The 13,043-nt window shown below is 70.7% G+C and carries 13 protein-coding genes; 8 read left to right on the top strand and 5 right to left on the bottom strand.

Going from position 1 to position 13,043, the window contains the following annotated elements; all coding sequences use genetic code 11:
• Window positions 1-16: 16 nt before the first annotated feature.
• The 6 genes from recA to DFQ13_RS23390 all read left to right on the top strand — a co-directional run bounded on the left by recA (window position 17) and on the right by DFQ13_RS23390 (window position 6,410).
• On the top strand, window positions 17-1,072 hold the full coding sequence (gene recA / locus DFQ13_RS23365; RefSeq protein WP_035290269.1) for a recombinase RecA: 1,056 nt from the start codon (window positions 17-19) through the stop codon (window positions 1,070-1,072).
• Window positions 1,073-1,085: 13 nt separating this feature from the next.
• Window positions 1,086-1,697, top strand: a complete 612-nt coding sequence (locus tag DFQ13_RS23370; RefSeq protein ID WP_110081350.1) for a regulatory protein RecX — start codon at window positions 1,086-1,088, stop codon at window positions 1,695-1,697.
• A 933-nt stretch (window positions 1,698-2,630) separates the two neighbouring features.
• Entirely contained in the window at window positions 2,631-2,918 is a 288-nt protein-coding gene (locus tag DFQ13_RS23375) for a hypothetical protein (protein ID WP_035290264.1), read from the top strand.
• Between the two features lie 45 nt (window positions 2,919-2,963).
• A complete protein-coding gene (locus DFQ13_RS23380) occupies window positions 2,964-3,746 on the top strand; it encodes a hypothetical protein (protein ID WP_035290261.1) in 783 nt (260 codons plus the stop codon).
• A gap of 14 nt (window positions 3,747-3,760) precedes the next feature.
• Window positions 3,761-5,659: a fumarate reductase/succinate dehydrogenase flavoprotein subunit gene (locus DFQ13_RS23385; protein WP_110081351.1), complete on the top strand. Its 1,899-nt coding sequence runs from the start codon at window positions 3,761-3,763 to the stop codon at window positions 5,657-5,659.
• Between the two features lies 1 nt (window position 5,660).
• Entirely contained in the window at window positions 5,661-6,410 is a 750-nt protein-coding gene (locus DFQ13_RS23390; RefSeq protein WP_110081352.1) for a succinate dehydrogenase/fumarate reductase iron-sulfur subunit, read from the top strand.
• Window positions 6,411-6,481: 71 nt separating this feature from the next.
• Here the strand turns inward: DFQ13_RS23390 and DFQ13_RS23395 are convergent, their stop codons facing one another.
• From DFQ13_RS23395 to DFQ13_RS23410, 4 genes are all read right to left on the bottom strand, one after another.
• Window positions 6,482-7,396 carry an amino acid ABC transporter permease gene (locus DFQ13_RS23395; protein ID WP_110081353.1) on the bottom strand — a complete coding sequence of 305 codons (915 nt, stop codon included), beginning with the start codon at window positions 7,394-7,396 and terminating at the stop codon, window positions 6,482-6,484.
• Window positions 7,393-8,043, bottom strand: coding sequence for an amino acid ABC transporter permease (locus DFQ13_RS23400; RefSeq protein ID WP_035290251.1), 651 nt, complete (start codon window positions 8,041-8,043; stop codon window positions 7,393-7,395). The genes DFQ13_RS23395 and DFQ13_RS23400 overlap by 4 nt, the downstream gene beginning before the upstream one ends.
• 84 nt (window positions 8,044-8,127) lie before the next feature.
• On the bottom strand, window positions 8,128-9,009 hold the full coding sequence (locus DFQ13_RS23405) for a glutamate ABC transporter substrate-binding protein (protein ID WP_035290248.1): 882 nt from the start codon (window positions 9,007-9,009) through the stop codon (window positions 8,128-8,130).
• A gap of 60 nt (window positions 9,010-9,069) precedes the next feature.
• Entirely contained in the window at window positions 9,070-9,798 is a 729-nt protein-coding gene (locus DFQ13_RS23410; protein WP_181400126.1) for an amino acid ABC transporter ATP-binding protein, read from the bottom strand.
• A gap of 185 nt (window positions 9,799-9,983) precedes the next feature.
• On the opposite strand from DFQ13_RS23410, the gene DFQ13_RS23415 reads away from it, so the two are divergent.
• Window positions 9,984-10,655 carry a response regulator transcription factor gene (locus DFQ13_RS23415; protein ID WP_035290242.1) on the top strand — a complete coding sequence of 224 codons (672 nt, stop codon included), beginning with the start codon at window positions 9,984-9,986 and terminating at the stop codon, window positions 10,653-10,655.
• A gap of 25 nt (window positions 10,656-10,680) precedes the next feature.
• Window positions 10,681-12,081, top strand: a complete 1,401-nt coding sequence (locus DFQ13_RS23420) for a sensor histidine kinase (protein WP_035290239.1) — start codon at window positions 10,681-10,683, stop codon at window positions 12,079-12,081.
• On the opposite strand, the gene DFQ13_RS23425 is transcribed toward DFQ13_RS23420, so the two are convergent.
• Entirely contained in the window at window positions 12,078-13,004 is a 927-nt protein-coding gene (locus DFQ13_RS23425) for a TAXI family TRAP transporter solute-binding subunit (RefSeq protein ID WP_110081354.1), read from the bottom strand. The genes DFQ13_RS23420 and DFQ13_RS23425 overlap by 4 nt on opposite strands.
• Window positions 13,005-13,043: the final 39 nt, after the last annotated feature.

Consider the following 13,043-nt stretch of genomic DNA (forward strand, 5'->3'; position numbering starts at 1 on the left):
TCGAGGTGGATCGAAGATGGCACCAGCAGCACCCGACCGGGACAAGGCGCTCGAACTCGCCTTGGCCCAGATCGACAAGAACTTCGGCAAGGGCTCGGTGATGCGCCTCGGCGAGGAGGGGCGCGCCCCCGTCCAGGTCATCCCCACCGGCGCCATCGCGCTGGACGTGGCGCTGGGCATCGGCGGCCTGCCGCGTGGCCGCGTGATCGAGATCTACGGCCCGGAGTCCTCCGGCAAGACGACGGTCGCCCTGCACGCGGTGGCCAACGCCCAGCGCGCCGGTGGCATCGCGGCCTTCATCGACGCCGAGCACGCGCTCGACCCGGACTACGCCAAGAACCTCGGCGTCGACACCGACGCCCTGCTGGTCTCCCAGCCGGACACCGGTGAGCAGGCGCTGGAGATCGCGGACATGCTGATCCGCTCCGGCGCGCTCGACATCCTGGTCATCGACTCGGTGGCGGCCCTGGTGCCGCGCGCGGAGATCGAGGGCGAGATGGGCGACAGCCACGTCGGCCTGCAGGCCCGGCTGATGAGCCAGGCGCTGCGCAAGATGACCGGTGCGATGAGCAACTCGGGCACCACCGCGATCTTCATCAACCAGCTCCGCGAGAAGATCGGCGTCATGTTCGGCTCGCCGGAGACCACGACCGGTGGCAAGGCGCTCAAGTTCTACGCCTCGGTGCGCCTGGACGTGCGCCGGATCGAGACCCTCAAGGACGGCGGCGAGCCGGTCGGCAACCGCACCCGGGTCAAGGTCGTGAAGAACAAGGTCGCCCCGCCGTTCAAGCAGGCCGAGTTCGACATCCTCTACGGCAAGGGCATCAGCCGCGAGGGCTCGCTCATCGACATGGGCGTCGACCAGGGCATCCTGCGCAAGTCGGGTGCCTGGTACACCTACGAGGGCGACCAGCTCGGGCAGGGCAAGGAGAACGCCCGCAAGTTCCTGCTGGAGAACCCGGACGTGGCCAACGAGGTCGAGAAGCGCATCAAGGACAAGCTCGGCATCGGTGCCAAGCTCGACGCCGACGAGACCCCCGCGGTCGAGGCGGCCGCCCCAGTCGAGTTCTGATCGGCCGGTCGTCATGACCGAACGCCGGTACGCGCGCAGAACCGGGGGGTCGGGCACCGACTCGACCTCCCGGGCCCCCGGCGCACGGGAACACCCCCGCGCCGCCGACGAGCAGGACCCGGCCACCCGCGCCCGGGACATCTGCTACCGGCTGCTGGCCCTGCGCGACCACACCCGCCTCGAGCTCGAACAGGCCCTGCTCCGCCGCGAGATCCCCGAGGACGTCGCCCAGGTGGTCCTGGGCAAGTTCGACAAGGCGGGCCTGATCAATGACGAGGCGTTCGCCGAGTCGTGGGTCGAGGCGCGGCACCGGCACCGCGGCCTCGGCCGCCGCGCCATCGCCCAGGAGCTGCGCCGCAAGGGGGTTGACGACACCACCGCCGCCGAGGCCCTGGCCGCGGTCGACGCCGAGGCCGAGGAGTCCCGGGCCCACGACCTGGTCCGCCGCAAGCTGGGCGGCACCCGGGGGCAGGACCCCCAGGTCCGCCTGCGCAGGCTGGTGGCCATGCTCGCCCGCCGCGGCTACGCCGAGGGCCTCGCCTTCCGCGTGGTCCGCAGTGAGCTGGAGAACGAGGGCATCGACGCGGACGCGGACACCCCGGGCTGGTCCGCCGACCTCGACTGACCCACCCCGCTCGATCCCACCCGCAGCGCACCCTGGCGGGCAGCCCGCGTCCCCGCGACTGCCCGCCCCGGGGCTGCCGCCCACACCGGCCTCCTGGCAGCCCCGGTTGCCGCTTGCCCCGGGCTGCCTGCTGCCCCGGACTGCTGCCTGCATTGGCCGCCGCTTGCCTCGGGCTGCCTGCTGCCCCGAACTGCTGCCTGTTCTGACTGCCGACTGGCCTGGGCTGCTGCTTGTTCTGGCTGCTGCTGGCCAGCCTGGGTGGCCCGCTTGCCTCGGGCTGCTGGCCGGCCTGGGCTGCCGCCTGTTCTGGCCGCTGGTCGGCCCGGGTTGCCGCCTGTTCTGGCTGCTGGTCGGCCCGGGTTGCCCGCCTGCCCTGGTTGTCGCTTGCCTTGGGCTGCTGGCCAGCCTGGGTTGCCGCCTGTCCCGGCTGCTGTCCACCCGAGTGGTGCCTGCTTGCAGGCACCACTCGGGGTGGGGGTTGCCTGCGCCCGGTCTGTCGCCTTGGTCGCCTCCAGGGCGTCGGGTGCCTTGAGGTGCGATCCCGAGGCGATGTCGACCACCCCGAGGGGCACCCCCGAGCGCCCTGAGCGAGCCCGCTCATCCCGCACTGCGAGACGCCGACCCCCTTGTTTTTCGACCGCCCCACCGCCTGCCTCCGACGGCGGCCAGTGGCGCGCTTCACATCCGGTCAGCCTCGTCATTTTCATCACCTGACCAGGCGAAACAAGGAGGAGCCCCGGGTCGAGGGCGACTGCCATGTGGTGCACGTCATACGCGCTTTTGCGCCACCTGGAGGGCGTGGCGCCCTCCGCCCGAAAACCCTGTGGTACTTGTCACATCTGCTCTCGACCGGAAAAGTGGGTGGGGAGCGGCACCGGTACGACGGCGTATCGGCCACAGGCCGCGAATGGATCGGTGTACTGGAGGTGCGACATGACGAGCACGGAGTTCAGCGAGCTGCAGCGGACCATCGGACAACTGCGGCACTGCGTGGGGGCGCTGCGGGCCCGCTATGGCGACGTCCCCGCTGTGCAACGGCTGACCAACGACCTGGAGCGCATCGACATCGATGCCGGTGACCTGGTGGCCGCCCCGGCGGCACCCGCACCCCGGGTTCCCGTCTTCGCCGAGACGGAGTTCGTGCACATCCCCGACACCCCCTACGACCCGGCGCTGTGGCAGGGCGCCGACGACGAGGGGGTCGGCGGCTACCAGCGCTGACCCGGCGCTCGCCGACCCGGACCACTTCTCAAAGACGAGGAATCCATGACGTCAGGCGTTGGCGCCCCCACCCGGGCGAAGATCACCGCGCGCACGCTGCGGACCGACCGGTGGTGGCTCCCGCCCCTGATGACGAACCTGGGCCTGCTGGCCTTCGTCGTCTACGCGACGATCAGGTCGTTCATGGGCAAGTGGTACTGGGTCGGCGAGTACGGGTACCTGACGCCGTTCTACTCGCCGTGCCTCAGCGACTCCTGCCTGCCGGGGGCCAGCCACTTCGGCACCCCGCTGCCGGAGCTGCCCGGGTGGGTTCCGCTGGGCTTCATCGCGCTGCCGTTCCTGCTGGGGTTCCGGCTGACCTGCTACTACTACCGCAAGGCCTACTACCGCTCGGTGTGGCAGTCGCCGCCCGCCTGCGCGGTGGCCGAGCCGCACGGCAGCTACTCCGGTGAGACGCGGCTGCCGCTGGTCGTGCAGAACGCGCACCGCTACTTCTTCTACGTCGCCGTACTCGTCTCGGTCGTCAACACCTACGACGCCGTCGTGGCGTTCACCCACGGCCTCGGCCTCGGCAACGTCATCCTGCTGGTCAACGTGGTCCTGCTGTGGGCGTACACGGTGTCGTGCCACTCGTGCAGGCACGTCGTCGGCGGCAGGCTCAAGCACTTCTCGAAGCACCCGGTGCGCTACCGCGCCTGGACGCTCGTCTCCCGGCTGAACGCGCGCCACATGCAGTTGGCGTGGACGACCCTGGGCACCCTGGTGCTCACGGACCTCTACGTGATGCTCGTGGCCAGCGGCGCCATCTCCGACCTGCGGATCATCTGAGGAAAAGGACGTCAATGACCGAGGTTGAGCGGCACTCCTACGACGTCGTCGTGATCGGTGCCGGGGGTGCGGGGCTGCGCGCGGTGATCGAGGCCAGGGAGCGGGGCCTGAGCGTCGCGGTGGTGTGCAAGTCGCTGTTCGGCAAGGCGCACACGGTGATGGCCGAGGGCGGCTGCGCGGCGTCGATGGGCAACGCCAACCCCAACGACAACTGGCAGGTCCACTTCCGCGACACCATGCGCGGCGGCAAGTTCCTCAACAACTGGCGGATGGCCGAGCTGCACGCCCAGGAGGCCCCCGACCGGGTGTGGGAGCTGGAGACCTACGGCGCGCTGTTCGACCGCACCCCCGACGGCCGGATCAGCCAGCGCAACTTCGGCGGGCACACCTACCCCCGGCTGGCGCACGTGGGCGACCGCACCGGCCTCGAGCTGATCCGCACCATGCAGCAGAAGATCGTGTCGTTGCAGCAGGAGGACTTCGCCGAATCGGGCGACTACGAGGCGCGGATCAAGGTCTTCGCCGAGTGCACCGTCACCGAGCTGCTCAAGGACGGCGACCGGATCGCGGGGGCGTTCGGCTACTGGCGCGAGTCCGGCCGCTTCGTGCTGTTCGAGGCCCCGGCCGTGGTGCTGGCGACCGGTGGCATCGGCAAGTCCTTCAAGGTCACCTCGAACTCCTGGGAGTACACCGGCGACGGGCACGCGCTGGCGCTGCGCGCGGGCGCCACGCTGATCAACATGGAGTTCGTCCAGTTCCACCCCACCGGCATGGTCTGGCCGCCGAGCGTGAAGGGCATCCTGGTCACCGAGGGCGTGCGCGGCGACGGCGGCGTGCTCAAGAACAGCGACGGCGAGCGGTTCATGTTCGGCTACGTGCCGGACGTGTTCAAGGGCCAGTACGCCGAGGGCGAGGACGAGGCCGACCGCTGGTACGCCGACCAGGAGCAGAACCGGCGCACCCCCGACCTGCTGCCCCGCGACGAGGTGGCCCGCGCGATCAACACCGAGGTCAAGGAGGGGCGCGGCTCCCCGCACGGCGGGGTGTTCCTCGACATCGCCAGCAGGCTGCCCGCCGAGGAGATCCGCCGCAGGCTGCCGTCGATGTACCACCAGTTCAAGGAACTGGCCGACGTCGACATCACCGCCGAGCCGATGGAGGTCGGCCCCACCTGCCACTACGTCATGGGCGGCGTCGAGGTCGACCCGGACACCGGCGCGGCGTCGGTGCCCGGCCTGTTCGCGGCGGGGGAGTGCTCGGGCGGGATGCACGGCTCCAACCGCCTCGGCGGCAACTCCCTGTCGGACCTGCTGGTCTTCGGCAGGCGCGCGGGCCTGGGTGCGGCCGCCTACGTGGCGGGCCTGGACACCCGGCCCGCGGTGGCCCCGGACGCGGTCGACGCGGCGGCGGCGCTGGCGCTCGACCCGTTCGACCCGGAGGTGGGCGGTCCGGCGGAGAACCCGTACACGTTGCAGAACGAACTCCAGCAGTCCATGAACGACCTCGTGGGCATCATCCGCAAGGCGGACGAGATGCGGCGGGCGCTGGCCACGCTGGACGATCTCAAGCGCCGCCTGCCCAACCTCGTCGTCGAGGGGCACCGCCAGTTCAACCCCGGCTGGCACCTGGCCCTCGACCTGCGCAACATGCTCCTGGTCAGCGAGTGCGTGGCCCGCGCCGCCCTCACCCGCACCGAGAGCCGCGGCGGGCACACCCGCGACGACCACCCGACGATGGACTCCCAGTGGCGCAACACGTTGCTGGTGTGCTCCACCGACGGGGACGCGGTCGCCGTGGAGCGCAAGGAGCAGGTGCCGATGCGCGAGGACCTGCTGGCCCTCTTCGAACTCCCGGAGCTGGAGAAGTACTACACCGGTGGCGAACTCGCCGCCCACCCGGGAAGGGCGGAGTGAGATGGCCTACGAGGCGAAGTTCAGGGTCTGGCGCGGCGACGACAGCGACGGCGAGCTGAGGGACTACCTGGTCGAGGTGAACGAGGGCGAGGTCGTCCTCGACATCATCCACCGCCTCCAGGCCACCCAGACCCCCGACCTGGCCGTCCGCTGGAACTGCAAGGCGGGCAAGTGCGGCTCCTGCTCCGCGGAGATCAACGGCCGCCCCCGGCTGCTGTGCATGACCCGGATGTCCACCTTCACCGAGGACGAGACGGTCACCGTCACCCCGATGCGCACCTTCCCGGTCGTCCGCGACCTGGTGACCGACGTGTCGTTCAACTACACCAAGGCCCGCGAGATCCCGTCGTTCGCGCCGCCGCCGGGCGTGGCACCGGGGGAGTACCGGATGCTGCAGGTGGACGTGGAGCGCTCGCAGGAGTTCCGCAAGTGCATCGAGTGCTTCCTGTGCCAGAACACCTGCCACGTGGTCCGCGACCACGAGGAGAACAAGGAGAACTTCGCCGGCCCCCGCTACCTGATGCGGGTGGCCGAGCTGGAGATGCACCCGCTGGACTCCGCCGACCGCGTCGCCGCCGCCCAGGACGAGCACGGCCTCGGCTTCTGCAACATCACCAAGTGCTGCTCCGAGGTCTGCCCGGAGCACATCGCCATCACCGACAACGCGCTGATCCCGATGAAGGAGCGCGTCGCCGACCGCAAGTACGACCCGATCGTGTGGCTGGGCAACAAGCTGTTCCGGCGCGGCTGAGACTTCCGTGGAAAGAGCGGTGGCCCGGTCCAGGAGGACCGGGCCACCGTGCTTTGTCGGCTGTGCGGCGATCAGCCGCCGCCTGCCGCCCCCGCGCCCGTTCCGGCGCCCCCGACCGCGGTCGCGGTCAGCATCGCCGCCTCCCCGTCGTCGTTGCGGGCGGTCTTCTTGCCCTGGCTCAACCGGCGCTCGGTGTAGACCGCGAGCCTGCTCAGCGCGTAGTTGACCACGATGAAGATGACGGCGATCAGCAGGTAGGTCTGGATCGGGTTGCTGAGCACCTCCTTGATCTGCCCGGCCACCCGCACCAGTTCCTCGTAGCTGATGATGAAGCCCAGTGAGGTGTCCTTGAGGACCACGACCAGCTGGCTGATCAGCGCGGGCAGCATCGCCCGGAACGCCTGCGGCAGCAGCACCAGCCGCAGCACCTGCCCCCGGGTCAGGCCCAGCGAGTCGGCCGCCTCCTTCTGCCCGCGCGGCAGCGAGTTGATGCCCGCGCGGACGATCTCGGCGATGACCACCGAGTTGTAGAGCGTCAGGCCGATCACCAGGTACCACAGCGGGTCCATGTCCGCGCCCAGCGTGGGCAGCACGCGGGCGGCGAAGAAGATCGCGATGACGACCGGGACGCCGCGCAGGAACTCGATCAGCCCGACCACCGCCCAGCGGTACCAGCGGGCCGCGGTGACCCGGGTGACCGCCAGCAGGGTGCCGATGACCAGCGAGAACACCATCGCCAGCGCGGCGGCGGTCAGCGTGGCGCCGAGCGCGGTGCCGATCCGCTCCCACACCAGCGGGAACTGCTCGTCGGTCGGGTCGAACAGCGGCGCCCACTTCTCCGGCGCGAACTGGTCCTGGTCGTTGAGCCGCATCCCCACCAGGGCGAGCGCCGCGAGGACGGCTAGCCCGGCGATGACGCTGAGGACCAGCACCCGGCGCTTGGCGCGCGGGCCGGGGACGTCGTAGAGGACGGACGTGGTGCTCATCGGGCGATCGCCACCTTGCGCTCGAGCAGGTTCAGCAGCAGGCCACCGGGGATCGTGATCACCAGGTAGCCGATCACGACACCGATCAGCACCGGCAGGATGGCCTCGCCGCGCGAGCTGGTCAGCGTGTCGCTGACCGAGAACAGGTCGCCGCCGACGCCGAAGGCGCCCGCGATGGCGGAGTTCTTCACCATCGCGATGATGACGCTGCCCAGCGGCGGCACCACGGTGCGCAGCGCCTGCGGCAGGATGACGTTCGACAGCGACTGGGTGAAGGTCAGGCCCACCGCGCGCGCCGCCTCGGCCTGGCCCGCGGGCACCGAGTTGATGCCCGCGCGGACCGCCTCGCAGACGAACGCGGCGGTGTAGAGCACCAGCCCGGCCACGCCGAACCAGAAGTACTTGCCGTTGACCCCGATCTCGGGCAGGCCGAAGGCGCAGAAGAACAGCACCACGGTCAACGGGCAGTTCCGGAAGACGTTCACGTAGGAGGTGCCGACCCAGCGCAGCGGCGGGACGGGCGAGACGCGGAACGCGGCGATGATCGTGCCGAGGAGCAGTGACCCGATGAGCGCGTAGGCGCAGAACTCCAGCGTGGTGAAGAACCCGTCCCGGTAATAGGCGAAGTTGTCGAGGATGACGTTCAACGTGGTCTCCGAGCCCGGTCACGGCTCGGGGCGCCTGCCGACCGGCGGGAAGGCGGGCGCCCCGGGCACGGGATCAAACGGTGGTCAGCTGCAGGTGCCCAGCGCGGGCAGCTTCGGGGCCTCCGGGGAGACCTTGCCCGCGGTGTCCTTCCACGCCTTGTCGTAGCTGCCGTCGGCGACCGCGTCGGTCAGCGTCTTGTTGATGAACTCGCAGAACTTGGTGTCGCCCTTCTTGATGCCGATGCCGTACGGCTCCTTGGTGAAGGGCTTGCCGACCAGCTTGAAGTCGCCCTTCGAGCCGTCGACCAGGCCCAGCAGGATGACGTTGTCGGTGGTCACGGCCTGCACCTGGCCGGTGCGCAGCGCGTCGGCGCACTTGGAGTACACGTCGAAGAGCACGATGTTCGCCGGGTCGGCGTACTCCTTGATCTTCTCGGCCGGGGTGGACCCGGTGACCGAGCAGACCTTGGCGTTGGCGGCCTTGAGGGCCTCCGGGCCGGTGATGGCCGAGTCGTCGGACTTGACCATCAGGTCCTGGCCCGCCTCGTAGTACGGCCCGGCGAAGGAGATGCGCTCCTTGCGCTTGTCGTTGATGGTGTAGGTCGCCACCACGAAGTCGACCTTGCCCTGCTCGATGACCTCCTCGCGGACCTTCGAGGGGGCCTCGACCCACTCGATCTTGTCCGCGGCCAGGCCCAGCTTCGCCGCGATCAGCTTGGCGACCTCGACGTCGAAGCCGGTCGGCTTGCCGTCGAGGCCCTTGAGGCCGAACAGGGGCTGGTCGAACTTGGTGCCGATCTTGACCTTGCCCGCCGACTTGAGCGTGGCCATGGTGGTGCCGGACTCGAAGGTCACGTCGGTGTTGACCGACGGCTGGTTCGAGGTGTCGCTCGACCCGCCGCACGCGGCCGTCGAGACGGCGAGGGCGGCGGTCACGGCGCCGACCATGAGGCCCCGGAGTCGCATGTCTGCTCCTTGTTCTCGTCGGCCCCGAGGGAGCCGAGCGGTGTGGTTCGTTCTGTCAGGTCAGTGCGTGAGGATCTTGCCAAGGAAGTCGCGCGCCCGCGCGGACTCCGGGGCGGTGAAGAACTTGTCCGGGACGGTGTCCTCGACGATCTCGCCGTCGGCCATGAACACGACCCGGTTGGCGGCCTTGCGGGCGAAGCCCATCTCGTGGGTGACCACGAGCATGGTCATGCCCTCACCGGCCAGGCCGGTCATCACGTCGAGCACCTCCTGGACCATCTCCGGGTCCAGCGCCGAGGTCGGCTCGTCGAACAGCATCACCTTGGGGCGCATCGCCAGGGCGCGGGCGATCGCCGCGCGCTGCTGCTGCCCGCCGGAGAGCTGGGCCGGGTACTTCTCGCTCTGGCTGGCGATGCCGACCCGTTCCAGCAGCTCCAACCCGGTCTTGCGGGCCTCGGCCTGGCTGGTGCCGCGCACCTTCACCGGGGCGAGGGTGACGTTCTCCAGGATGGTCTTGTGCGCGAAGAGGTTGAACGACTGGAACACCATGCCGACCTCGGCGCGCAGCCTGGCCAGCTCCTTGCCCTCGGCGGGCAGCGGCTTCCCATCGATCTCGATCACGCCGGAGTCGATCGGCTCGAGCCGGTTGACGGCCCGGCAGAGCGTGGACTTCCCGGAGCCGGACGGCCCGAGGACGACCACCACCTGCCCCCGGGGAACCTCCAGGTTGACGTCCTTGAGCACGTGCAGTGGGCCGAAGTGCTTCTCCACCGACTGCATGCGGATCATCGGCTCGGAGGGTTCCGAGGCGGTCATTGAGTCCTCCCACGAGGGCTTTCGTGACGGTTTGGCGCTGGATGACTGGCTCGCGATGGCGGAAACCTACCCTCGCTCGTGCCGTTGTCCATGTCGCTTGAGCAACACTTAGGGTCTCAACTCTGTCACACAGACCGTCCCGGAAGCGGAGGACACGCGTGCGAGTGCTGCTCGTGGAGGACGACGACCCCGTCGCCGAGGCGCTCATCCCGGCCCTGACCCGGCGCGGCCTGTCGGTGCGCAGGCTCCCCTCGGCCGCCGGGGTGCTCGACGCGGTGCCCGAGGTCGAGGTGATCCTGCTCGACCTGACCCTGCCCGACGTGGACGGCGTGGTCCTCTGTCGACAGATCCGCGAGGTCTCCGGCGACGTCGCCGTCATCATGGTGACCGCCCGCGGCGAGGTCAACGACCGGATTCTGGGGCTGGGCTCGGGCGCGGACGACTACGTGGTCAAGCCGTACAACGTCGACGAGCTGGTGGCCAGGATGCAGGCGGTGCGCAGGCGCCGCACCGACCGCGCCGCGCGGCCGTCGGGGAGCACCGAGCTGGACGGGGTGCGGGTCGACCTGGACCGGCACGAGGTCACTGTGGACGGTAGGCCGGTGGCGTTGTCGCGCAAGGAGTTCCAGGTGCTCGCGCTCATCTTCGGCGCGCGCGGCGCGGTCTGCGGGCGGGAGCTGATCCTCGACGAGGTGTGGGGGCACGCCTCGCCCGCGGAGAACCGGTCGCTCGACGTGCACGTCGCCACGCTGCGCACCAAGCTGGGCAGGCCGGAACTGATCAAGACGGTGCGCGGGGTCGGGTACCGGCTGTCCGGGCAGCCCGGCTGAGCCGCGGTCGGGGGAAGGGGTTCTCGTGCGGGCACGGCTGTTGGGCATGGTGTGGTTCCTGGTCGCGCTGCTGGTGTTCGGCCTCGGCGTCCCGCTCGCCCTGTCGGTGGCGAGCGCGGAGCAGCAGGACCTGTTCCTGGACCGGTTGACCGCGCTCAACCGGTTCTCGTCGCTGGCCCAGCAACCGCTGACCGACGACCAGCCGGAACTGCTGCGCGGCAAGCTCGACCGCTACGCCGAGGTCTACGGGGTGTCGGTGCTGGTGGTGAACCCGGAGCAGGAGCCCGCGGTCGACTCCCGGCCCGTCCCGGGCCGCCCCGCGATCAGCACCGCCGACCCGGTGGTCGCCACCGCGCTGCAGGCCGCGCTGGCGGGCCGCCGGGGCAGCCCCGGTTCGCTGCTGACGCCCTGGGACGGCGACCCGCTGGTGCTGGCCGGTCCGGTGCTGGCCGACGGCGAGGTGCGCGGCGCGGTCGTCATCGTCTCCCCGACCGACGCCAGCCGGGAGAGCATCGCGCTGTGGTGGCTGGCCATCGGCGCGGGCGGGCTGCTCGCGTTCGGCCTGGCGCTGTCGCTGGCGGTGCCGGTCGTGCAGTGGATTCTGCGCCCGGTCCGCAGGCTCGACGAGGCCACCGGCGACCTGGTCTCGGCCGTGGTCAGCGGCCGCGACGTCGACCCGGTCGGCGACGCGCACGGCCCGCCGGAGCTGCGCAAGCTGGGCCGCTCGTTCGACCGGATGGCCGCCAGCGTCGGCGACGCCCTCGCCGCCCAGCGCGCCTTCGTCGCCGACGCCTCGCACCAACTGCGCAACCCGCTGACCGCCCTCAAGCTGCGCCTGGTCAACCTGGAGGGCCACGTCGACGACGCCGCGGACGTCCACCGCACGGCCGCGGTCGCCGAGTCCGACCGGCTCAACCGCATCCTCGACGAACTCCTGGCCATGGCCCGCGCCGAGAACACCCGGGGCGACCTGGTGCCGGTCGACGTGGACGCGGTCGTCGCCGAGCGCGCGGCGGACTGGCGGGTCGTCGCCGACGCCAGGCGCACCACCCTGGAGGTGGACACCTCGGTCGGCCCCACCCGGGTCCTGATGCCCCCGCGCGGCGTCGACGCCATCCTCGACGCGCTCCTCGACAACGCCCTCAAGTTCACCGGACCGGGCAGCGCGGTCGAGCTGTCCGCCTCGGTCGACGACGACCGCGTCCGCCTCACCGTCCGCGACCACGGCCCGGGCCTGCGCGAGGAGGAACTGGTCCGCGCGACCGACCGCTTCTGGCGCGGCAACAGCCACCAGAACGTCCCCGGCTCCGGCCTCGGCCTGGCCATCGTCAGCAAACTGGTGGAACGGGTCGACGGCGAACTGACCCTGGTCCTGCCCGACGGCGGCGGCCTGGCGGTGACCGTCGAGATCCCGGTCGCCGACTAGATGTCGGCCTCGCGGTAGTAGCGGACCGCGCCGGGGTGCAGCGGCACCGGGTCGGTCTCGATCCCGGGCAGCACGTCGATCGCCTGCGCCGCCCGGTTGGCCCGCACCAGCTCCCCCCGGGCGGCGAACATCCCGCTGACCAGGGCCTCCGCCATGTCGTCCGACATCAGGTCGCTGACCAGCAGGAAGTTCGGCACCGCGAGCGTGGTCACAGCCGTCTCGCTGCCGTAGACGGCGGCCGGGACCGACGAGGCGTTGTAGATCGGGAACTGCTCGCGGATGGCGGGCAGCTCCTCGGCCAGGTCGACCAGCCGCACCGAGTCGCCCGCGGCGGTGATGCCGCCGGTGGGCAGGCCGCCGGACCAGAAGAACGCGTCGACCTCGCCCCGCTGCAACCGCGCCATCGACTCGTCGAGGTTGTACTCGGTGATCTGCGTGGGCAGCCCGGTCACCTTGAGCACCCGCTTGGCGATCACCGAGGTGCCGGAGTCGCGGGTGCCCACCGACACCCGCTTGCCCGCCAGCTCGCCCAGCGAGTGGATCGGACCGTCGGAGCGCACCACCACGTGCAGGTAGTCGTCGTAGATGCGGGCCAGGGCCAGCACCCCGTGCTCGCCCACCCTGGGTTCGGTGGCCACGTCGGCGGCGGAGAACGCGACGTCGACCTCGCCGTCGAGCAGGAGCTGGACGTTCTCCCCCGAGCCGTTGGTGAACTTGACGTCCGACGGCGCCAGGTCCAGTTGCCCCTCCCAGGCGGTGGCGAGCGCCCCGCCCAGCTTGGAGTAGACCCCCGTGGGCACGCCGGTGGCGATGCGCAGGCTGGTCCCGGGGAAGGTCGTGTCGCAGCCCGCGGTCAGGCCCGCCGCGGCGAGCAGGGCGAGGACCAGCGCGCCGAGCCGGGTCAGCCGTGGGGTGCGCGCCATTCGCCGATGGTGCCAGAACCGGCCCACCGGGGTCCGCGT

Origin of the sequence: Actinokineospora spheciospongiae, assembly GCF_003182415.1 — a bacterium.
Lineage (GTDB): Bacteria > Actinomycetota > Actinomycetes > Mycobacteriales > Pseudonocardiaceae > Actinokineospora > Actinokineospora spheciospongiae.